The sequence below is a fragment of the Micromonospora sp. NPDC047548 genome (assembly GCF_040642975.1).
GTDB lineage: Bacteria > Actinomycetota > Actinomycetes > Mycobacteriales > Micromonosporaceae > Micromonospora.
This window is the reverse complement of record NZ_JBEYTI010000054.1, coordinates 1-21,333: the sequence shown is the minus strand read 5'-3', so window position 1 is coordinate 21,333 and position 21,333 is coordinate 1. Positions and strand designations below refer to the sequence as shown.

General features: G+C 73.7%; 19 protein-coding genes and 1 pseudogene. 10 read left to right on the top strand and 10 right to left on the bottom strand.

Annotation, left to right across the window (positions count from 1 at the left end; translation table 11 throughout):
- Positions 1 to 2: 2 nt before the first annotated feature.
- From ABZ807_RS29695 to ABZ807_RS29680, 4 genes are all read right to left on the bottom strand, one after another.
- Positions 3 to 275, bottom strand: a complete 273-nt coding sequence (locus ABZ807_RS29695; protein ID WP_357165161.1) for a hypothetical protein — start codon at positions 273 to 275, stop codon at positions 3 to 5.
- 47 nt (positions 276 to 322) lie between these two features.
- Positions 323 to 754, bottom strand: a complete 432-nt coding sequence (locus ABZ807_RS29690; RefSeq protein WP_357165158.1) for a hypothetical protein — start codon at positions 752 to 754, stop codon at positions 323 to 325.
- 212 nt (positions 755 to 966) lie between these two features.
- On the bottom strand, positions 967 to 1,671 hold the full coding sequence (locus ABZ807_RS29685) for a VOC family protein (RefSeq protein WP_357165155.1): 705 nt from the start codon (positions 1,669 to 1,671) through the stop codon (positions 967 to 969).
- Between the two features lie 497 nt (positions 1,672 to 2,168).
- Positions 2,169 to 3,230, bottom strand: a complete 1,062-nt coding sequence (locus ABZ807_RS29680) for a winged helix DNA-binding domain-containing protein (RefSeq protein WP_357165186.1) — start codon at positions 3,228 to 3,230, stop codon at positions 2,169 to 2,171.
- Positions 3,231 to 3,462: 232 nt separating this feature from the next.
- Between ABZ807_RS29680 and wrbA the strand changes: the two genes are divergently transcribed.
- Positions 3,463 to 4,083, top strand: coding sequence for an NAD(P)H:quinone oxidoreductase (wrbA, locus tag ABZ807_RS29675; RefSeq protein ID WP_357165152.1), 621 nt, complete (start codon positions 3,463 to 3,465; stop codon positions 4,081 to 4,083).
- 67 nt (positions 4,084 to 4,150) lie between these two features.
- Here wrbA and ABZ807_RS29670 read toward each other — a convergent pair.
- A pseudogene (locus tag ABZ807_RS29670) lies at positions 4,151 to 4,614 on the bottom strand (chorismate-binding protein); the annotation flags it as partial.
- A 261-nt stretch (positions 4,615 to 4,875) separates the two neighbouring features.
- On the opposite strand from ABZ807_RS29670, the gene ABZ807_RS29665 reads away from it, so the two are divergent.
- The 5 genes from ABZ807_RS29665 (at position 4,876) to ABZ807_RS29645 (ending at position 11,419) form a co-directional block, all read left to right on the top strand.
- The gene (locus ABZ807_RS29665; protein ID WP_357165149.1) at positions 4,876 to 6,276 is read left to right on the top strand and encodes an FGGY family carbohydrate kinase; all 1,401 of its coding nucleotides are present in this window, start codon (positions 4,876 to 4,878) and stop codon (positions 6,274 to 6,276) included.
- Between the two features lie 93 nt (positions 6,277 to 6,369).
- Positions 6,370 to 8,928, top strand: a complete 2,559-nt coding sequence (locus tag ABZ807_RS29660; protein ID WP_357165146.1) for a nitrate- and nitrite sensing domain-containing protein — start codon at positions 6,370 to 6,372, stop codon at positions 8,926 to 8,928.
- 21 nt (positions 8,929 to 8,949) lie between these two features.
- A complete protein-coding gene (locus ABZ807_RS29655; protein ID WP_357165143.1) occupies positions 8,950 to 9,567 on the top strand; it encodes an IS607 family transposase in 618 nt (205 codons plus the stop codon).
- Positions 9,564 to 10,982 (top strand): transposase, encoded by a 1,419-nt coding sequence (locus ABZ807_RS29650; RefSeq protein ID WP_357165140.1) that lies wholly within the window; start codon positions 9,564 to 9,566, stop codon positions 10,980 to 10,982. Before ABZ807_RS29655 ends, ABZ807_RS29650 begins: the two co-directional genes overlap by 4 nt.
- Before the next feature lie 23 nt (positions 10,983 to 11,005).
- Positions 11,006 to 11,419 carry a roadblock/LC7 domain-containing protein gene (locus ABZ807_RS29645; RefSeq protein WP_357165182.1) on the top strand — a complete coding sequence of 138 codons (414 nt, stop codon included), beginning with the start codon at positions 11,006 to 11,008 and terminating at the stop codon, positions 11,417 to 11,419.
- Between the two features lie 136 nt (positions 11,420 to 11,555).
- On the opposite strand, the gene ABZ807_RS29640 is transcribed toward ABZ807_RS29645, so the two are convergent.
- Both ABZ807_RS29640 and ABZ807_RS29635 read right to left on the bottom strand, forming a co-directional pair.
- On the bottom strand, positions 11,556 to 13,040 hold the full coding sequence (locus tag ABZ807_RS29640; protein ID WP_357165137.1) for a GH1 family beta-glucosidase: 1,485 nt from the start codon (positions 13,038 to 13,040) through the stop codon (positions 11,556 to 11,558).
- 539 nt (positions 13,041 to 13,579) lie between these two features.
- On the bottom strand, positions 13,580 to 14,251 hold the full coding sequence (locus ABZ807_RS29635; protein WP_357165134.1) for a DUF3159 domain-containing protein: 672 nt from the start codon (positions 14,249 to 14,251) through the stop codon (positions 13,580 to 13,582).
- Between the two features lie 83 nt (positions 14,252 to 14,334).
- Here ABZ807_RS29635 and ABZ807_RS29630 point away from each other — a divergent pair, with 83 nt between their 5' ends.
- Positions 14,335 to 15,222 carry a phosphatase PAP2 family protein gene (locus ABZ807_RS29630; protein ID WP_357165131.1) on the top strand — a complete coding sequence of 296 codons (888 nt, stop codon included), beginning with the start codon at positions 14,335 to 14,337 and terminating at the stop codon, positions 15,220 to 15,222.
- Here ABZ807_RS29630 and ABZ807_RS29625 read toward each other — a convergent pair whose 3' ends face one another.
- Positions 15,223 to 15,675 (bottom strand): YbhB/YbcL family Raf kinase inhibitor-like protein, encoded by a 453-nt coding sequence (locus ABZ807_RS29625; RefSeq protein WP_357165128.1) that lies wholly within the window; start codon positions 15,673 to 15,675, stop codon positions 15,223 to 15,225.
- A 103-nt stretch (positions 15,676 to 15,778) separates the two neighbouring features.
- Between ABZ807_RS29625 and ABZ807_RS29620 the strand changes: the two genes are divergently transcribed.
- A complete protein-coding gene (locus ABZ807_RS29620) occupies positions 15,779 to 16,450 on the top strand; it encodes a maleylpyruvate isomerase N-terminal domain-containing protein (protein WP_357165125.1) in 672 nt (223 codons plus the stop codon).
- Positions 16,451 to 16,533: 83 nt separating this feature from the next.
- Here ABZ807_RS29620 and ABZ807_RS29615 read toward each other — a convergent pair whose 3' ends face one another.
- Both ABZ807_RS29615 and ABZ807_RS29610 read right to left on the bottom strand, forming a co-directional pair.
- Positions 16,534 to 17,397 carry a DUF1028 domain-containing protein gene (locus tag ABZ807_RS29615; RefSeq protein ID WP_357165124.1) on the bottom strand — a complete coding sequence of 288 codons (864 nt, stop codon included), beginning with the start codon at positions 17,395 to 17,397 and terminating at the stop codon, positions 16,534 to 16,536.
- A gap of 65 nt (positions 17,398 to 17,462) precedes the next feature.
- Entirely contained in the window at positions 17,463 to 18,677 is a 1,215-nt protein-coding gene (locus ABZ807_RS29610) for a low temperature requirement protein A (protein ID WP_357165121.1), read from the bottom strand.
- Positions 18,678 to 18,802: 125 nt separating this feature from the next.
- Between ABZ807_RS29610 and ABZ807_RS29605 the strand changes: the two genes are divergently transcribed.
- On the top strand, positions 18,803 to 20,041 hold the full coding sequence (locus tag ABZ807_RS29605) for an RNA-guided endonuclease TnpB family protein (RefSeq protein WP_357165118.1): 1,239 nt from the start codon (positions 18,803 to 18,805) through the stop codon (positions 20,039 to 20,041).
- A 130-nt stretch (positions 20,042 to 20,171) separates the two neighbouring features.
- Entirely contained in the window at positions 20,172 to 21,152 is a 981-nt protein-coding gene (locus ABZ807_RS29600; protein WP_357165179.1) for an LLM class F420-dependent oxidoreductase, read from the top strand.
- Positions 21,153 to 21,333: the final 181 nt, after the last annotated feature.

Below are 21,333 nucleotides of genomic sequence, written 5' to 3'. Positions count from 1 at the left end.
CCTCAGGAGACCTCGCGGACGATCGCCACCGCCACCCGGCAGAACTCGTCCATGTCCGGGTTGAACCCGGCGGCGATGTCCGGGTGCAGCCCGGCGCGGGTCTCGTCGAGCAGCCGCTGGCAGACCTGCTCGACCGGCTCGCCCGCATAGCTGGCGCGGACCCGGTCGGTGGCCGCCTGCAGGGCCGAGGTCAGCTGATCCTCCAGCGGGCCGCGCAGCTTCTGCTGCACGGGGTCGAGCCCGCTCGGGTCGAGCGTGACATGTGGCTCCGACATCGGCGCTCCCTTCGTCGGCGTCCGCGGTACCCCACCGCGGTCGTCGGTCAAACCCCGGCCGGTACGGCGGCCACCCGAACCTGGTACGAGAAGTCCTCCGCGGACTCCTCCACGTACGACAGCCGCCGGATCTGCCGGTCGTTTGCGTAGAGCGCCACGTCGACCAGGACGCCGAGGTGGGCCAGCCCGATGTTGGCGACCCGCTTCTTGTCCTGGAGCACGGCGCACACGCCGCCGAGCAGGCTGCTGGCGTCCGAGGTGCGGTGTCCCGGCGGGCAGCGCATGGTCAGGTCGACCTCGACCGGCCCGGCCAGCGGCGTCCAGCCGGTGTGCTGAGCCGCGGCGCAGGCCGCCTGGAGCAGGGCGCGGACCCTCGTCGCCTGCCGATGCCCGGCGGCGAAGATGGACAGCGCTTCGGTCTTGACCGGTGGCAGGCCGCTCACCTCGAACGTCAGGGCGAGTGCGCGGGTGTCCTGCACGACGGCACCTCCTCGTGGGGACGATCCTGCCCAACCGGTGGACCGGCAGAGGGAAGTTCGCGCGAGAACCAACCGATCGGGCGGGTTGTGGGTCGGCCAGAGGCGTATCGACTTCGACGGCGACGCGCTGGCTCGGGGAGTCGTCCAAACGCTAGCTGACCCGTTGGGCGCAGGGTAGCCCCGCCGCGCCCACCTGCTGGGACGGCCGCCGGTCAGGCCGCGGGGCGCGGGGCGAAGGCGCAGAACTCGTTGCCTTCCGGGTCGGCGAGCACCCACCAGCCGACCGTCTCGTCGGGCTCGCGTAGCAGCGTCGCCCCGGCGGCGATCAGCGCGGTGGCGTCCCGGCCGGGCAGGTCGACGTCCCAGTGCACCCGGTTCTTCACCCGCTTCCGCTCGGGCACCGGGTCGAAGACCCAGTAGTCCCACGGGAAGCCGGCCGCGCCGACCACCGAGGCGTGGCCCTCCTCCGAGGTCTCCACCCGCCCGCCCACCACGCCCGCCCACCAGGTGGCCTGGGCGATCGGGTCGGCGCTGTCCACCACCAGCTCGAACGGCCCGGGCCGGGCGCCCTCCCGGGGCGCGAACGCGCAGAACTGGTTGCCCTCCGGGTCGGCGAGGACCCACCAGCTGACCTCGGCGTCCGGCTCCTGCACCAGCCGGGCGCCGGCGGCCAGCAGCGCCGCCGGGTCGGCGTCGGCCAGCCGCAGGTCCAGGTGGACCCGGGTCTTGCCGGTACGCGGTTCGGGCACCCGGTTGACCCAGATCGACTCCGGCCCGGCCCCGGCCGGCCGCGGGTCGACCCGGACGTCCCCGTCGCCGGTGTCGATCACCTCGCCACCGAGGATCCGGGCCCAGAACCCGCCCAGCGAGTGGGGGTCGGCGGCGTCCATGCAGAGGTCCTTGAAGCGCGCGATCATCCGGTCATCATGCCCGCCGGCCCCGACATCACGCCGCCCCGCGTGTGGCCCGACGGCGCACCGCGCGGCGAACCGGCTGGCGGTGCGGCGGGCTGTGGTCGGCCCATGATCGGGTTGCGGCCGGGTCGCGGGCGCCTTGGCCGACGGCCCCTCGCGCGTGCACCGCACCGGTCGCCGCACCGGCAAGTCACCGACCTCGGCGCCGCACCGGCCCCGGGCCGCGCTCCGGCACCGTTACCGCAGGTTACGACCGGCTCCTGCGGTGGGTACCTCAGCCGCACGCTTTGCTCTGCTGCCGCGCAGGCAACAGTGACTGTCGGTTTCTGTTGCGGGGAGGGCAGCAGAGCAAAGCGTGCGAGGGAGGGTGGCGGGACGGGCGCGGCGTTCGGCATCGTGGCCGGTCAGGAGGCTGGGCTGTACTCGGCGGCGGGAGCGGGTCTTGATGAGGCGTCAGCCCGATGACGGAACGTGACGACCCGCGCCGCGCGGAATCGCTGTCACCAGGAGTGACGAAGGGGCAGGCCGAGGAAGTGGGCGTACCCCTCCAGCGCCGCCTCGACCCGCCCGCGCACCGCCGCGTCGAACGGGGCCAGCGGCCGCACCGTCGCGGTGACCCGGGCCCGGCCGACGGTGCGCTTCCAGGTGCCGACCACCCGGCCGCCGCGCACGATCGTGGACTGGAAGACACCGTTGCCGCCAGGGACCACGGCCTGCCGGTGCGCCGGGTCGAGCATCAGCGTGCGGTCCTTGTAGCCGAGCAGGTATTCGTCGAACCCGGGCAGCGCCAGCACGTCGTCGCGCGGCGTGCGGGGCGCATCGAGCAGGGCCGTGTCGACGACGGCCGGCACCCCGTCGACCTCCACGGTCGCCAGTTCGTCGCCGGCCACCGCGATGCCCCGCCTGGCGTCGGCGGCGGTCAGCCCCGTCCAACCGGCAAAGTCCTGCCGGGTGGTCGGCCCGTGGCTGCGGAAGTAGCGCAGCGCCAGCAGGCCGAGCGCCTCGTCGCGCTCCGGGCGGTGTGGCGCGGGCGCCCACTCGGCAAGCAGGGCGAAGGTCTGCTCGGTGCCGACGTGCGGCGCGATGCAGGTGACGCCGCGCTGGCTGGCGTACCAGAGCAGGTGGTAGCCGCGCTGCCCGGCGGTGTCGATGCCGGCGGCGGCCAGGGTGGCCAGGCACTGTGCGCGGGTGAGCCGGCCGCCGCCGGCCAGCGCGGCGCCGAGCACCTCGGCCGCCCGGTCGGCCTCGGCCTCGGTGAGGCCGAGCGCGGCCCGGCGGGCCGCCGCACCGGTCAGCGCCCGCACGCCGGTCAGCTCCAACATCCAGCGGGCGTCCCGCGGGGGTACGAGGTGCACGGTGCCCCGCATCGGCCAGGTCCGCAACGCCTCCCGGCGTTCCAGCGCCGCCCGCACGTCCGCCGCCGTCCACCCGGGCAGCCGCGCGCCCAGCGACCACATGCCGCTCGCCACGTCCTGGGCCTGCATCGCGCCGAACCACCCGACCACGCCGGCGACGTCCCGCGGCCGGCCGCGCGGGTGCTCCCGCAACAGCAGGCTGCTCATCCGCAACGCCAACGCCTCGCCACCGGTCAACCGCACGTCGCCGCCCTTCCGCCGAGAACGACGGCCAGCCTAGGTGGCGGCACCGACACTGAGCCGGACGCTCAGGCCGCCGACCCGGTGGCGGAGCCCCCATCCGTGCCACAGCCGGACCGGATCGGCCGACCTGCGCAGTTTCACCCCGCAAGTAACGGGTAGTCGCGGGAGCTGATCCGAATTGAGGAGGGACGTGTCGATGGACGGCCAGGTCAAGGTAGCGGTGATCTACTACAGCGCGACCGGCATCACCTACCAGATGGCGCAGGCGGCCTGCGAGGCCGCCGGCGAGGCCGGCGCGGAGGTGCGCCTGCGGAAGGTGCACGAGCTGGCGCCGGACGAGGCGATCCGGTCCAACTCGGGCTGGCAGGCCCACCACCTGGAGACGCAGGACGTCCCCGAGGCCCAGCTCGACGACCTGTCCTGGGCCGATGTGCTCATTTTCGGCTCGCCCACCCGTTACGGCATGGTCGCCGCTCAGCTCAAGCAGTTCATCGACACCACCGGCCCGCTCTGGTCGCAGGGCGCCCTGGCCGACAAGGTCTACAGCGCCTTCACCTCCACCGCCACCTCCCACGGTGGGCAGGAGTCCACCCTGTTGTCCCTGTTCACGATCTTCTACCACTGGGGCGGCATCGTGGTGACCCCCGGCTACACCGACCCCAGCCAGTTCGTCGCGGGCAACCCGTACGGCGCCTCGCACACCAGCAACAACGGGGAGATCGCCCCGGACCACCTGGCGTTGGCCGCCACCGCCCTGACCGCCAAGCGGGCGGTGCGCCTCGGCGCGGCGGTCAAGCGCGGCATGGCGGCGAGCTGACGCACGAGGCGACCGGTGGCCCGGGCGGGGGCTCTCGACCCGTCCGGTCCACCGGTCGCCGCAACCCCTACCCGCGATCGGTCGGACCATGCGCGGTCAGCGCCGGACGGGCCAGCAGGTGCCCGAGCAGATCCGCCAGGACCGCCATGCCGTCCCGGCTGAGCACCGACTCCGGGTGGAACTGCACCCCGGCGAAACCGGGGCCGCCCAGCCGAAGACCGACACGTCCCGCTGCAACCCCTGGTACGGCGCCTGCCGCCGGTGCAGCGGCAGTGCCAGCAGGCGAGCGAGCAGCTGGTGGCCGAGGCAGACCGCGAGCGTCGGCAGCCCGGCGGCCAGCCGGTCGGCCAGCAGCGCGCACAGCGCCGCCATCTTCGGCTCGGTGACCGCGCCCGGGTCGCCCGGCCCGGGCCCCACCACCACCAGGTCGTACCCGTCGAGCGGGGCGGCCCGCTGCCACGGACGGACGTCCACGGTGAGGCTCAGGGCGCCGAGCTGGTGGGCGAGCATCCCGGTGAAGGTCGGTTCTCCTCCGGGCCGTCGGCGCCGCCCGTTCGAGGCGGTCCGGGGAGCCGGGGATGTACCGGCGGCCGCCTCGTCGGGCGGCCGCGGGGAAAGCTACGCGCGGAAGGAGGCCGCCGGGTCGGCGGGCCACCAGCAGGACAGGTGCGCGAGCATGCCGACCACCCTACGCGTCCGCCGCCGGGCACGGAAGCCGTCCGGGGTACGCGGTCACGCGCCGGCCACTGATCGAGGCTTCGTCGGCCCGACCGGCGGGTACCGTGACCCGCGATGAACATTCTCGCTCTCGACCTCGGCACGTCCTCGGTACGCGGGCTCGTGCTGGACGCCGACGCGGAACCGCGGCCGGGCGCGCTGGCCCGCCGCAAGGTGCACCTGAGCGTCGGTGACGACGGCACCGGCACCCTCGACGCCGCGCGTTACCTGGCCTGCCTGGCGGAGTGCCTGGACGAGCTCGCCGCCGCCGGGCACCTGCGGGAGGTGGAGCTGGTCGCGATCTCGGCGCAGTGGCACTCGGTGCTGCCGCTGGACCACACCGGTGCGCCACTCGGACCGGTCCTCACCTGGCTGGACACCCGCCCAGCGCCGGCCCCTGGCGCTGCCGGACCGGCCGATCCGGACGCCTACCACGAACGCACCGGCGCGTGGTGGCACCGCTGCTACTGGCCGGTCCGGCTGCCCTGGCTGCGGGCGCGGTCCGGCACCCCGGTCGCCCGGTTCGCCGGCCTGGTCGAGTACGTCCTCGGCGAGCTGCTCGACGCCGCGCCGATGTCGGTCTCCATGGCCTCCGGCACCGGGCTGCTCGACCTGCGCGCGCTGAGCTGGGACGCCGAGGCCTGCGACCTGGCCGGCCTGCGCCCGGGCGAGCTGCCCGAGCTGGCGCCGACGCGGTGGCGCGGGAGGCTGCGCCCGGAGCACGCCCGCCGGTGGCCGCAGCTGGTTGCTGCGGCCTGGGCCGCCCCGGTTGGTGACGGGGCCGCGTCCAACGTGGGCTCCGGTTGCGTGGACCGGCGGCGCGCCGCGGTGACCGTGGGCACCTCCGCCGCGATCCGCCTGCTGCAACGGCTCCCGGCCGGGGAACGGCTCCCGCCGCTGCCGGAGCAGCTCTGGCGCTACCGGGTGGACCACGAGTACATCGTGACCGGGGCGGCCTACTCCTGCGGCGGCAACCTGTTCGCCTGGGCCAACCGGGAGCTGCGGCTGCCCGAGGGCCCGGAGTTGGCGGCCGCGCTGGCCCGCGTGCCGCCGGACGGCGGCGGGGTGGTGGCGGACCCCCGCCTCGGCGGCGACCGGCCGCCCGGCGTCGCCCCGGCCGGCGTGGGCCTGCTGCGTGGGCTCAGCTTCTCCACCGCCGGCGTCGAGATCCTGGCCGGACTGATGGCCGGCCTGTGCCGGATGTCCGCCGACGACCTGGCTGTGCTGGAGTCCACCGCGGACGCACCGGTCGAGGTGGTGCTGGGCGGGGGAGCGTTGGCGGCCTCCGCCTGGTGGCGCGCGGCGTTCGCCGCGGCGCTGGCCCCCCGGCCGGTACGGCATCGCGCCGAGCCGGAGATCGGTGCCATCGGGGCGGCGCTGGTGGCGCTGGGCCGGGTGGCCGAGGCGGACCGGCTGCCGGTGGCCGACCGGATCGGCGGGGAGCGCGCGCCCGAGCCCTCCGGCGCCGCTTCCTGACAGACGTGCCTCATGGCCCGTTGACACAGCTCGCGGGCCTGGTTGGATGGACCCGATCCCTGACGCGGGGAGGCGGGGACCGAGGAGGCAGGTGTGGGCGCAGGTCCCGACCGGACGCGGGGCGAGCAGCCGGGTCGGAGCCGGTGGGACGTCCAGGCCGTCCCCCACCGGCGGCGCTCGCCGTTCCGGCTGCGCGACTGGCGGATGCGCACCAAGCTCGCCACGGTACTGGTCATTCCGTCCGTGGCCTTCCTGGTGCTCGCCGGGGTGCAGACCGCGGCGCTGGTCGGGCAGACCACCGTGCTGAGCGACTTCGCCCGGCAGGTCGGCATCGGCCGGCAGATCATCACCGTGGTGGACCGGCTCCAGCAGGAGCGGGACCGCTCGGCGGGGGAGCTGGCCGAGCTGCGCCGGGTCGGGGCCGGGGCCGACCGGGACGCCGCGATCAACGCGCTGCGGCCGTTGCAGGTGGCCACCGACGAGGCCGTCACCGACCTGCGCGGGGCGGCGCAGCCGCTGGCCGACGCCGACGCGTCCTGGCGGGTGGCGTACGGGGAGGCACTGAGGGCGTACGACCAGGTGGTCTACATCCGGCCCACGGTGCCGCCGGCGGTGCTGAGCAGCGACACCATCCTGAGCAACTACCACCGGGCCATCGACGCGCTGCTCAACCTGCTGGCGGAGCCCTCGCCCGGGGAGGGGCAGCGCGCCCTCACCGACGCCGTGCTGCGCTACGTGCAGCTGGCCCGGGTCAAGGAGCTGTCGTCCCGGATCCGCGGGCAGCTCTACGCGGCCGCCCGGGCCGACCGGTACGACCTGGACGACGAGGTCACTCTCACCGACCTGCGGGCCCAGCAGCTGGCCGCGCTCGGCGCGTTCCGGGTCGCCGCCACCAACGGGCAGGTCCAGCTCTACGACCGGACCTCGGTCGATCCCGCGTTCGTCGGCGCGATGAAGCTGGAGGAGAGGAGCCTGCCCACCGGCGACGCCCGGGCGGAGGTGCTGCCCGCGGCCCAGTGGTGGGCTGCCAGCGAGGCGCGGCAGGAGCTGCTGCGCCAGCTGGAGGCGCGGGTGCTGGACGACGCGGTGACCCAGGCCGACGAGGTCAGCGGCGACCGGCTGCGTACCACCCTGCTGGTGGCCGGCGGCATCGTCGTGGTGCTCGGGCTCGCCGTGCTGCTCGCCCTGCTGATCGGCCGGTCCATCGCCAACTCGATGCAGCGGTTGCGCGGCCAGGCCCTGCGGATCGCGCACATCGAGCTGCCGGACGCGCTGGACCGGCTCCGGTCCGTGCAGGGCGGCGTCCCCACGATCGACGTGCCACCCCCGGTCGTCCGTGCCCGCGACGAGATCGGCGAGTTGGCCGAGGCGTTCGTCGCCGTGCACCGCAGCGCGGTCAGCGTCGCGATGGAGCAGGCGGAGACGCGGCGCACCGTCAACGCGATGTTCGTCAACCTGGCCCGACGCAGCCAGGTGCTGGTGGAGCGGCAGCTGGAGTTGCTCGACGACCTGGAACGGGAGGAGGCCGACCCGGTCCAGCTGGAGAACCTGTTCAAGCTGGATCATCTGGCCGCCCGGATGCGCCGTAACGACGAGAGCCTGCTGGTGTTGGCCGGCACCGAGTCCACCCGGCGGTGGAACCGCCCGGTCGGTCTCGGGGCGGTGCTCCTCGCCGCCAGCGCGGAGATCGAGCAGTACCAGCGGGTCCGCCGCGAGTCGGTGGCCGACCTGCACGTGGTCGGGCACGTCGTCGGGGAACTGGTGCACCTGCTGGCCGAGCTGCTGGAGAACGCCACCGCCTTCTCCCGGCCGGACACCGTGGTCCGGGTGAACGCCCGCGCCGAGGGCGGCGGCGCACTGCTGGAGATCGCCGACCAGGGGCTCGGGATGAGCCCGGCCGCACTGGACCACGCCAACACGCTGCTGGCCTCCCCGCCGGCCGCCGACGTCGCCGCCTCGGAGCGGATGGGCCTGTTCGTGGTCAGTCACCTCGCCGCCCGGCACGGCATCCGGGTACGCCTCAGCGGCGGCGCCCAGGGCCTGGCCGCCCGGATTCAGCTCCCCGTCACGCTGTTGGCCGCTCGGCCTTCGGCGCAGCTGGACGCGCCGGTGTCGCCGCGGATGCTCACCACGGCGGTCGCCGGCGCGACCGGGCCCGGTGGGCCGATCCGTCCGGCCGGTCCGCCGGCTTCGCCGGAGTTGCCGGTGGCGGGCCGTCGCCCCGCCCCGGCTCCGGTGGCGCCCGCCCAGTGGCGGCCGGTGCCGGTCCGCGCCGAGGACGTGTTGTCGCCGGCCGCCGGCGCCCCGGCGGCCGGGGGTGTCTGGTGGTCCCGCCAGGGGCCGATGCCCTCCGCACCGGTGTCGACCGGTGGGGTGACGCCACCTCCCGCGTCACCGGTCACCGGGGGCACCAACCATCGTGGCCTCCCGGTGCGGGTGCCGATGGCGCAGCTCTCCGCCGTCATCGAGCCGGCCCGTCCGAGCGTTTCCGGGTTCCGGGAGGACCCGGACCCGGAGGCGGTCGGCGGGATGCTGTCGCGGCTGTACAGCGGGGTCCGCCGGGCGGAGATCGAGGAGACCCGGGAGACAATCTTGCCGCCCGCGGGTGGGCACGGCGAAGGAGCAGCTACTAGTGGTTGCTTTCCTTTTTAGAGCTGTCCATAATTGACTGTCGTGGGTAGTGTTTATCGGATCGGCGAGTTTGCCAGGCGGGTGGGTCGCTCGGTGAGCACGGTGCGTCGGTGGGAGGCGGAGGGCCGGATTGCGGCCCGTCGTTTGCCGTCCGGGCAGCGGTATTTCGACGATTCGGATGTGCGTAGGGTGCTGCAGTCGGGTTTCGACGCCGACCGGCGGAAGGTTGTGGTGTACTGCCGGGTCTCGTCGCCGGGTCAGAAGCCGGATTTGGCCTCGCAGGTGGCGGCGATGCAACAGTTCTGTCTCGCTCGTGGTCTGGCTGTGGATGAGTGGATCAGCGAGGTCGGCGGTGGGATGAATCTTCGCCGTGAGAAGTTCCTGGCGTTGATGGACGCCGTCGACCGGGGTGAGGTCGCCACTGTGGTGGTGGCGCACGAGGACCGGTTGGCCCGGTTCGGGTTCGATTTGCTGGAGCATGTGGCGGCGCGTGGCGGCTGCGAGATCGTGGTGGCCAACCAGGAGTCCCTGTCCCCGCGGCAGGAGTTGGTCGAGGACTTCCTGGACATCGTGCACTCCTTCTCGTGCCGGCTGTATGGTCTGCGCCGCTACGAGAAGGAGTTGAAAAGGGCGGACTTGGCCATGGAGGGTGACCGGTGAAGGTCACCCGGATCGCCTACTCGGCCCGCCTGAATTCGGGCAGGTATGCCGTCCTGGTGGAGCAGGCCTGTCGGTTGGGTCGGGTGCGCAGCGAGGTGTGGCAGCGGTACGGCTCGGTCCTCGGAGTCGGGTCCGGGTTGAGAGACCGGCAAGTGCGGGACCGGTGGCTGGCCGACGGCACACACGCGTTGTTTGGTGTGCTGGCAAATGCGTGGAAGGAAACCGTCCGCGACGCCATGGCCGACATCGCAGCGAACCTGGAGGCGGCCAAGGTCGACGTCCGGCGGGCGATCAGCCGACGCACCAACGATCCGGCCGAGCGTAAGCGGATGTTCACCGCGCTGAAGGCGGACCAGTGGGCCAGTGACCCGTTCCTGGCCCGGCAGATGCGTAAGCATTGGAAGCGGGGCCGCAACCGCACACACGATCAGATCGTGGTGCGCGCCGACAAGTACAACACGCTCGTTGACGGGCGGGGCCGGTTGTGGCTGGCGATTCCCGGCCTCGAGCCCCGCAAGATGGTCAGGATCCCGTTGTCCACGACGGTCGCGCCGACGGGTACCTTGCGGCTGATCCTGCGCAGCGGCCGGGTCGAGGTGCACTACCAGATCGACGCGGCGCAGATGCGGTCGTCGCAGCGGCCGTGCGGCGACCGGACGTTGGGTGTGGACAAGGGCTACACCGAAGCCCTGACCGACTCCGACGGCCAGCCCCACGGTGCAGGGCTCGGCGTGCTGCTGACCGCCCAGTCGGATCGGTTGAAGGAACGTAACCGGCGTCGGGCGAAGCTGCGCTCGATTGCGAACACCGCCGCCCTGCGTGGTGACCACGCGAAAGCGCACCGGATCAAGGTCGACAATCTCGGCACGGTGAAGCGGGATCGGCAGGCGGCCCGGCATCGGGCGCGGGTGCGTACGGAGATCTTCACCGCCGTGCACGAGGTCGTCGACGAGGCCGTCACCGTGATCGCCGAGGATCTCACCAAACGCTTCACCGGACGCAAGAAGCTTCCTAAGAACATCAACCGGCGTCTCGCCGCATGGACCAAAGGAGTCACCGCCGAGGCCCTGAAAAGCGTGTCGGAGCGTAGAGGTTCTACGCTCGTTCCCGTCAACGCCGCCTACACCTCACAAACCTGTCACCGCTGCGGCGCCTTCGGCCGACGTAGCGGGGACCGGTTTCACTGCACTCCGTGCGGGGTGGTGTGGCAGGCCGACGTGAACGCCGCGATCAACATCCTGCACCGAGCCGGCGACCCCGACATCGCCCTGCACACCCCACACCACACGGTGAAGCAGATCCTGCAGGACCGGACCGATCGCCACCGGACCAGACTGCCGGTCCAGGACTCCAACCCAGCCACCGCTGGGCGGAGAGCGAATCATCCGAACTGCTCAGCTATGAGCAACGAGTAGGAAGCAGGACGACAGTGATGACGTTGAGCCAGGAGGCGCAGGACCTGAGCTGGCTGGTGAACGCGTTCGCGGAGCGGGTGCCGGGGGTGGCCCACGCGGTGGTGGTCTCCTCCGACGGGCTGCTGGTGGCGGTCTCGGCACACCTGCCCCGGGACCACGCCGACAAGCTCGCCGCGGTGACCTCCGGGCTGATGAGCATCACCGCGGGGGCTGCCCAGATGTTCGACGGCGACGTCGTCAAGCAGACGGTCGTCGAGATGGGGCGCGGCTACTTCCTGGTGATGCAGATCCGCGACGGCTCCATCCTGGCCACGCTGGCCGGGGCGGACGCCGACATCGGCGTGGTCGGCTACGAGATGGCCCGGCTGGCCAAGCAGGCCGGTGAGATGCTCACCCCGGCGCTCCGCGCCGAGTTGCAGCAGGCGCTGCCCCGCTGACCGAGCGCCCCCGCTGACCGATGGCCCCCGCTCGGCCCGGACCGGCGCCCGCGGGCCGGGCCCGTCCGGCCGGGATGGGTCGGTCCATCGGACCGCCCCCACGCGGTCCGGCGCGCCGGCCCCGGCCGGTGGGGGTTCAGAGGCCGTTGTCGCTGATCACCTGCCGGTACCAGTGCGCGCTGTGCTTGGGGATGCGACGCTGGGTGGGGTAGTCCACGTAGACCAGTCCCCAGCGCTGGTCGTACCCCTCGGCCCACTCGAAGTTGTCCAGCAGCGACCAGACGTGGTAGCTCTCCAGCGGCACGCCGTCGACGATCGCGCGGTGCGCGGCGGCGAAGTGGTCCCGCAGGAAGGCGATCCGGCCGGCGTCGTCGACGGTGCCGTCGGCGCCCAGGACGTCCGGGCAGGGCAGGCCGTTCTCGGTGACGGTGATCGGGACGGGGCCGTAGTCGCGGGTGACCCGGGTCAGGATGTCGTACATCCCCTCCGGGTAGATCTGCTGCCAATGCGCCTCGGAGGTGGCCCAGCGCCGGACGGTGCGACCGTCGGCGGTGACGTAGATCGGCGTGTAGTACTGCACGGCCAGCAGGTCGACCGGGCTGGAGATGATCTCCAGGTCGCCGTCGGTGATGCCGCGTGCCATCCGGCTGTCCTCGCCGAGGTCGGCCAGCACGTCGGCGGGGTAGGCGCCGGTGAGGACGGAGTCCAGGTAGAGCCGGTTCTCGTACCCGTCGTAGAGCCGGGTGGCCGCGGCGGCGGCCGGGGTGTCGTCGGCCGGGTAGCACGGGTGCAGGTTGAACGCCGGGCCGATCCGTGCGGTGGAGCCGGTGGCGCGCAGGGCGCGTACCGCCAGGCCGTGCGCGAGCTGGAGGTGGTGGGCGACCAGGTAGGCGGCGGCCGGGTCCCGCCGGCCGGGGGCGTGGTGCCCCCCGAGGTAGCCGTTCTGCACCACGGTCTTCGGCTCGTTGACGGTCAGCCAGACCGGCACCTGGTCGCCCAGGCCCCGGAACATGGCGTCGGCGTAGTCGGCGAAGCGGTACGCGGTGTCCCGGTTCTCCCAGCCGCCGGCGTCCTGCAGCGACTGGGGCAGGTCCCAGTGGAAGAGGGTGACCATGGGCGCGATCCCGCGCTCGTGCAGGCCGTCGACGAGCCGGCGGTAGAAGTCCAGGCCGCGCTGGTTGGGTCCGCCGGTGCCGTCGGCCTGGATGCGGGGCCAGGAGACGGAGAACCGGTAGCTGCGCAGGCCGAGGTCGCGCATCAGGTCCAGGTCCTCCGCCCAGCGGTGGTAGTGGTCCGCGGCCACGTCGCCGGTGTCGCCGTTGCGGGTACGCCCCGGCGTACGGCTGAAGGTGTCCCAGATCGACTCGCCCCGCCCGTCCTCCTTGGCGGCGCCTTCGATCTGGTACGCCGAGGTGGCCGCGCCCCAGCCGAAGTCACGCGGGAAGCGCAGGCTGCCCGCGCCAAGGGTGGCGGCCGGGTCCCCGCCCGGCGGGGTGTCGCAGCCGGCCGTCACGGCGGCGGCCGCAGCGGCCACGGCCGCCCCGGCCGGGGAGAACCCGGCGGTGGCGGTGGCGGAGAGCGCGGCGCGGCGGAGCAGTCGCCGCCGGGTGAGTATCGACATGAGCATTTCTCCTCAGGGTGCGGGCCGCCCCGACAGGCGGGAGCGCTCCCAGCACCGGCATGCGGCGTTCCGGCCGCCTCGGGGCGGACCACCAGCCTAGAGGGCCGCGCGGAGGCGGCCGGGATGGGGGAAGTGAAGGTGACGGGCGCCGGTGGGGCGTCGACGCGCGCCGGGCGGGACGCAGACAGCAAGCGAGGCCGGCCGGGCGGGCGGAGGCGCCTCGCCGACTGGCAGCAGAGCTGATCCTCCCGGGTGGGTGGCGCGGCGCCACCCACCCGGGGCCCGGCCAGGCCCGGGGGAGCGGACCGCCCGGTCGGCGGGCGGCCGGGCTCCCACGATCGGGCCGGGGTGGGTCGGCCGGCCGGTCGACCCAGCGGATCGGGAGGCCCACCACACCGCCCGCTGTCCCTGCTGTCATGGAAAAGCCGCGAAAAAAGTGGGCGTCGTGGGATCACACGGCACCGCGCGACGGAGTACCGTATTTCTCGGAGAGGCCGCTCCCCCCGTGGCGGCCTCTCCCTTAATCTTTCCGCCCGTGGTCAGCTTCCGCCCGTGGTCACCGGATGCCGCAACCCCGGGTGGCCGGCCGGCAGCGACCGCCGGATCAGCACCCAGCTCACCGTCAGCGCCGCCGCCACCAGCGGCCAGGTCAGCGCCGCCCGCGCCACCGTCAGCGCGACCACCTGACCACCGAAGTAGAGCGGCAGGAACACGGCCACCCGCAACGCGTACGTCGCGGCCCAGACCCAGCTGCCCCGCGAGTACGCCCGCAACAGCGCCCGGTCCCGCCGCCACCGGCCCCGCTGCCGCAACGCCACCCCGACCACCACCCCCAGCAGCGGCCAGCGCACCACGATGCTGACCACCCAGACCAGCGCGCTGGCCGCGTTGGAGAAGACCTGCACCAGGAAGAAGTCGGCCGCCCGTCCGGTGTAGAGCGCGATCAACGCGGCGACGCAGACAGCGAGCAACCCGATCAGCACCGACCTCGGCCGGTCGCCCCGGCGCAGCCGCCACCCGGCCACCGCCATGCCGGTCAGCACGGCCGCCGCCACCCCGCCGGCGATGGACCGCCCGGTCAGCAGCCAGCCGAGGGTGAACGCCACCGGCGGCAGCGTGGCGTCCACCGCGCCACGCCGCCCGCCCAGCAGGTCCGCCAGCGACTCCGGTCGATCAGCGACCGCCGGTTCCCGTTCCGCCGTACCGCCCACCGTCACCTCCCGAGGTCCGGCCCCAACATAGTCGGGATGCACCGGTGGCCCAGCGAGCGACCTGCCGGGCTTGCCGTTACGGTGTGCGGGTGCTCGCGACGGCAAGGGGTTGGACCGCGGTCTGGTTGGTCGTGCTGGGTCTGGTCCAGGCGACCGCACTCGTTGTGGTGTGGCGCTTCGCCGTGCACACCGGGACGGGCCAGTGGCTCGACACGGTCGCGTTGACCGGCAACCGGATCGGCCAGGACCGCATCGAGGGGCCGGTCGACCGGATCCTCAACGCGATGTCGGTGGTGTCGCTGCTCGCCGCCACGGCGGCGATCGGCTTCATCGCGCTGATCCGCGGGCGCAAGGCGCTCGCCGTCGCGGCCACCCTGCTGATCGCCGGCGCGAACGCCAGCACGCAACTGCTCAAGTACACCCTCGACCGGCCAGCGCTCGGCATCGACCCCGAACGGGACGCCGCCGGCAACAGCCTGCCCAGCGGGCACGCCACCATCGCCGCGTCGGTGGCGCTGGCGCTGGTCCTGGTGCTGCCGCCCAAGGCGCGTCCGCTCGGGGCGTTCCTCGGCGTCGCGTACGCCGCGAGCGCCGGCGTGGCCACCCTCTCCGCCGGCTGGCACCGGCCCAGCGATGCCGTGGCGGCGTTCCTGGTGGCCGGGGTCTGGGCCGCGTTGGCCGGGCTGCTCCTGCTGGTCTTCCAGCGGGAGCGGGCGCAGGTCTTTGCCGAGGACGCGCACCGGGTCGCCGCCGCCGTGCTCGGGCTGGGCGGGTTGGCGGTCGTCCTCGCCTCCGGGCTGGCCCTGTCCTGGCTGCTCGACCAGCAGCAGGTGCCGGTCGACGAGCTGAGCCGCCGTCCGCTCTTCATCGGGTACGCGGGCAGCGCCGCCGGCATCGCCGGCACGATGGGCGTGGTGGCCGCGCTGGTGCTGCTCTCCGTGCACCGCCTGGTGCCCCGCCACAAGGGCTGATCAGCGCCGGTACGTCCCGACCATGGTGCCGCTGGCCAGTTCCCGGCCGGCCAGCGCCGCGTGCACGTCGGCGGCCTGCGGCGCGTCAGCGAGGTCGATCGGTCGCTGCAACGCGTACAGCCGGAAGAAGTAGCGGTGCGCCTCGTCGCCCTGCGGCGGGTGCGGCCCGCCCCACCCGGCGTTGCCGAAGCCGTTGGGCAACTCCCGGCCGCCGTCGGGGACCATGCCCTCGTCCACCCCGCCGGAGGCCGGGGAGATCCCGGTGACCAGCCAGTGCAGGAACGGGCTCCGCCCAGCGTCCGGGTCCTCGACCAGCAGTAACAGTTCGGTCGCCGACTCCGGCACGTCGGACCACTGCAATGGCGGGGACGCGTTCCCGCCGTCCCGTGAGAACCGCCCCGGCAGCTGGTCGTGGTCGTTGAACGCGGTGCTGCGCAGCATGATGCCGGCCATCTGTCGCCCGCCCCCTCTCGCCGGCCCGGCGCATACCCGCGACCGGCCGGCCGAAACCGGCGTGCGAGGGTACGACCGCGACGGCGGGGAAAGGATCGGGCCGGTGGAGACGGTACGGACGGCGTTCCGGGACGAGTGCGCCCGGCTGGACGAGGTGCTGCGCAGCCTGACCGAGGCGGACCTGGACCGCCCCACCCCCTGCCCGCCCTGGGCCGTACGGGACCTCGTCGCCCACGTCAGCACCGGCGCCGGCCGCCTGGTCGACATGCTCGCCGCGCCGGCCCCACCCCGCGCCGAGGTGGACGCCGCGGCCTACTTCGGCGCGGCGAAGTTCACCCCGGAGGTCGACGCCGCGCGGGTGGACAGCGCCCGCCGGGAGGCCCGTCGACCGGGCGACGCGGCGGCGACGGCGGCGGCCTTCACCGCCGCCTGGCGGGGCACCGACTCCGCCGTCGCGGCGCAGCCCGTCGACCGGGTGGTGCGCACCCGGCACGGCGACGCGATGACCCTGCCCGACTTCCTGGTCACCCGGGTGGTCGAGGTCGGTGTGCACGGACTGGACCTGGCCGGCGCGCTGGACCGGCGGCCGTGGCTGACCCCGACCGCCGCCCGGGTGGTCGCCGACCTGCTGACCGGCGGCCGTCCCGCCCCGGCGCGGCTCGGCTGGGACCCGCTCACCGTGATCCGCAAGAGCACCGGGCGGCTGTCGCTCACCGAGGCGGAACGGGCCGAGGTGGCGACGTCCGGCTTCCGCTGGCTCACCTTCGGCAGCTGACCCCGGTCGGAGTGTCCGTGGGCCGCCCGGGGCGAGCCCGGCGTGCGGCCGCCGGAGGCGGTGCCCGGTGGCCGGGTGGTCGGTCAGGTCGCGGTGCGGGGGGCGGGGACGTGCGGGACGCCCGCGCGCAGGTGGGCCAGGACGATCGGGTCGATCCGGCCGGGCACCAGCCGCTCCTCCAGGTTCTCCACCCCGGCCCAGGAGGCGAGCGCGTCGTCCAGCCCCGCTCCGTCGACCGGGTGCCCGACGGCGCCGAGCAGGGCGGCGACCTCCTCGGCGAGCGGGCCGGTGAGGTCCAGCAGGGTGGCCGGGTCGGGCTTGCCGAAGAGCAGCGTGTGGATGTCCAGCAGCCGTCCCAGCTCGCTGACCGGGTCGGGGTGGTCGTCCACCCGCAGGTCGACCAGGGTGTCGCCGGTGCCCGCGTACCCACCGTGGCGCTGCACCACCAGGATGCCGGCGCTCTGCCGACCGCGCCGGTCGCCGCCGGCCTCGTCGCCGGCGCGCAGCGCGGCGAGCAGCCGTTGCGGGAACGGCAGCGCCGCCCCGCCCAGCCAGGCGTCGCGCAGGGCGTCGATGACGTGCGGCCCGGCGAGGATGTTGCCCTGGGCCGCCCAGCCGTCGCCGGCCTGCCCGCCGGCCCAGTCGTGGCAGCGCAGGCCCGTCCAGGTGGCGCCGTCGCCGGTCCCGCCGACCACGCCGAGCTGGCGGTCGTCCCGGCCCGGGTCGGCCGCGACCAGGCCAGCGACCACGTCGGTGGCGGCGACACCGCTGCGCAGCAGGGCCAGCCCCTGCGGCCGGTAGGCGAGGTTGACGTGCGCCTGGGTGGCGAGCGCGCCCACCTCCGCCTCGGCGGCCGGCACCAGCGCGCCGGCGGCGAGGAACTTGCTGGCCACCACGACGCCGTGCAGGCGACCGTCGGCGGACCGGGCGACGAGGGAGAAGGTCACCCGTGGAGGTTAGCGCCGACCGCCGACCCTGGGCAGTCGCGACACCGCGTCGGCCGGCGGGTCGGTCAGAGCGGCGGCGACGCCGCCTCCGGGGGCTTGCCCCGGGCGCGGCGCGCGTCGGCGACCGCCACCCCGGCCAGCACCACCGACGCCAGCGCCGCGGAGACCAGCGGCGCGGTGTGCAGCAGCACCGGCACGAGCGCCAGCAGGACCCCGGTGGCGACCCAGCGCGACGGCGACACCCGGCCGAAGACCTCGTACTCGAACCGGGCCCGGCCGAGCAGGAAGAGCAGCGGACCGCCCAGGATCAGCGCCACCCAGGCCGCCTCGGGACGGTTGAGCGGATGCTGCACGGTCAGCTCGTAGCCGATCGCGCTCGCCACCAGTCCCACCACCATCACCAGGTGGGTGTCCGCCGCGGAGCGGCCGGTGTTCGCCGGATGCCGGGACTTCGTCACCGCCTCGGCCAGGATCTGCCCCGCCCGCTGCACGTAGATCCGCCAGAACAGCACCGAGGTCAGGATCGACACCGCGAACGCGGCGGTCCGCGCCAGGTCGAACGCGCCGCTGCTGTACGCCAGGCTGGTGACCAGGATCGTCTCGCCCAGCGCGACCAGGAAGAACTGCTGGTACCGCTCGGCCAGGTGCTCCGCGGCGACCCGCCAGCGGCTGACCGTGGACCGGCCCAGCCCGGGCACCGGCCAGCCGAACCGGGCCGCGAGGTACTCCAGGAGGAGCGCCAGCGCCCAGACCGCCACCCGGGCGTTGGTCGGCAGCAGCGCGCCGGTCAACCACAGCACCCCGGTCGCGCAGAGGACGATCAGCATTCGCAGTTCCAGGCGCCGGTCCCGGTGCCTCCCCAACGCCAGCAGCAGGATCCCCGGCCGGGACACCTGCGCCACCACGTACGCCAGCGCGAACGCCAGCCCGGTCTGGGTGAACGCCCGGGGGATCGCCACCCCCATCACGATGCTGCTCACCAGCGCCGTGATCACGATGGCCTGAAGCCAGCCGCGGTGCGGGTCGTAGCGGCTGGTCGACCAGGCGGTGCCCTGCCAGACGGCCCAGAGCGCGAGGACCAGCAGCAGCGTCTTGCCGCCCCCGGTCACCGGGGACCAGCCCTCGGTGCCGCCCGGCTCCAGGGCGAGGTCCTCGAACGCGCGGAACGAGATCCGGGTCAGCGCGAAGACGTACACCAGGTCGAAGAAGAGCTCGAGGAACGTCGCCCGCTGCGGGCTGTCGGCCGCCGGCAGCGGAGGCCCCCCGCCGCCGCCCGTCATGTTCGCCGATGTCCGTCGCGCCAGCTCACCGAACTGCCGCCAGGATGCCCCGTCCTTCAGGGCGGGTAGGAATGGCGGTCATGTTTGCCTTAGCCATGATCGGCCTTTCTGGTTAGATTGGTCCTGTGAGGACGGCGTACAAGTGTCGGGCGTACCCGACACCGGAGCAGGCCGGCGTGCTGAACCGTACGTTCGGCTGTGTCCGTGTGGTCTGGAACCGCACCCTCGCCGCCCGCCACGCCCGCTACCACGGCGAGGGCAAGTCGACGTCGTACGCGGAGACTGACCGGGCGCTGACCGAGATGAAGCGGCTGCCGGAGTTGACGTTCCTCAACGAAGTCAGCTCCGTGCCGTTGCAGCAGACGTTGCGGCACCAGCACACCGCGATGACCGCGTTCTTCGCCAAGCGCGCCCGCTACCCCCGATACAAGTCGCGGCACGGCCGCCAGTGCGCCTCGTACACCCGTTCGGCCTTCCGGATGCGTGACGGGCAACTGTCTCTCGGCAAAGCCCCGGGAACGCTGCGGGTCGTGTGGTCGTGGCCGGATGTGGACGTGACCGCGCTGGACCCGTCGACGGTGACCGTGTCGCGTGATCCGGATGGCCGCTGGTACGTCACCTTCGCCGTCGACGTCGACGTCGACGCCCCGGACGGCCCCGAACCGGCCGGTCGGGTTGTCGGCGTCGACCTCGGCCTCACGGACTTCGCGGTACTGTCCCAGCCGGTGCCGGGCCTGACCGACGATGAGGGCAGGATCGTCCACCCGAAGCACATGGAGCGCCGCGAACGCCGGTTGATGCGGTACCAGCGGATGATGGCCCGCAAGCGGAAAGGTTCCGCGAACCGGGCCAAGGCCAAGCAGAAGGTCGCCCGCGCGCACTCCCGGGTGCGGGATGCCCGCCGCGACTTCCTCCATAAGACCGGCACAGCCTTGGTGCGCCGGTTCGACGCCATCGCGGTTGAGGATCTGGCGGTGGCGAACATGGTCCGTAACCGCAGCCTCGCCAAGGCGATCTCCCGCACCGGCTGGGCCGAGTTCCGGACCCTGCTGGCCTACAAGGCGCACCGCGACGGCCGGCACCTCGCCGTCGTGGACCGCTGGTATCCGTCCAGCAAGACCTGCTCGGCGTGCGGGCATCTGCTCGCCACACTCTCGCTCGGTACACGTCACTGGACGTGTCCGAGTTGCGGCACCCGGCATGACCGGGACGTCAACGCCGCCAAGAATCTCGTTGTCGCCGCCGGGCTGGCGGAGACGAAAAACGCCTGCGGAGCGGACGTCAGACACGAGGGGCAACCTTCCGTGCAGTCTGCGATGAACCAGGAACCCTCCCGGGTGACCGGGGGAATCCCCCGCCTTTAGGCGGGGGAGGATGTCAACAGGCGTTCGTAACATTCTGCGCCGCCCCGACCGGTGGGCAACGCCCGATTTCGGCTCTTGTCCCCAGAGCGGGGGAGCGGGCACGATCGACCGGATGACGAACCGATGGGGCATGACGGTGCCGTTGGGTGGTATCCCGCTCGCCGACCACGCCGCGGTCTACGCGTCGCTCGACGGGGCCGGTTTCACCGATGTCTGGTCGTCGGAGGTCAACGGCGCCGACGCGTTCACCCCGCTCGCCCTCGCCGCCGCCTGGCAGCCGCGGCTGCGCCTGGGCACCGCGATCACCCCGGTCTTCACCCGGGGGCCCGGGCTGCTGGCGATGAGCGCCGCCGCGCTCGCGGAGGCCGCCCCGGGGCGCTTCGCGCTGGGCATCGGCGCCTCCTCGCCGGTGCTGGTCAACGACTGGAACGCGGTCCCGTTCAGCGAGCCGTTCCGGCGTACCCGGGACGTGCTGCGCTTCCTCAAGGCGGCGCTGCGCGGCCAGACCGTGGACGGGGCGTTCGACACCTTCGCCGTCCGCCGGTTCAGCCTGGAACGCCCACCGGCGGTGCCGCCGCCGGTGCTGCTGGCCGCGCTGCGCCCGGGGATGCTCCGGCTGGCCGCCGCGGAGGCCGACGGGGTGATCCTCAACTGGCTCGCCGCCGACGACGTGCCGAAGGCCCTCGCCGAGCTGGGCGGGCGCGGCGCCGGCTTCGAGATTGTCGCCCGGATCTTCGTCTGCCCCACCGAGGACGCCGGCTACGCCCGCACCATCGGCCGGCGGCTGATCAGCAGCTATCTGACCGTGCCGGCGTACGCCGAGTTCCACCGCTGGCTGGGCCGGGAGAGCGCGCTCGGCGCGATGTGGGCGGCCTGGGCTGCCGGGGACCGGCGCGGCGCCGGTGCGGCCGTGCCCGACGAGGTGGTCGACGCGCTGGTGCTGCACGGCTCGCCCAAGCACTGCCGCGCCCAGGTGCGCCGCTACGCCGAGGCGGGGGTGGACGTGCCGGTGCTCGCGCTGCTGCCCACCCCCGGGCTGACCGCCGGGGGCGCCGCCGCGCTGGGCGACCTGGTCGCCCGGCTGGGCGTGGCGGGGGAGGAGCGGGCTTGACATCCTCCCCCGCCTAAAGGCGTGGGATTCCCCCGGTCACCCGGGAGGGTTCCTGGTTCATCGCAGACTGCACGGAAGGTTGCCCTTCGTGTCTGACGTCCGCTCCGCAGGCGTTTTTCGTCTCCGCCAGCCCGGCGGCGACAACGAGATTCTTGGCGGCGTTGACGTCCCGGTCATGCCG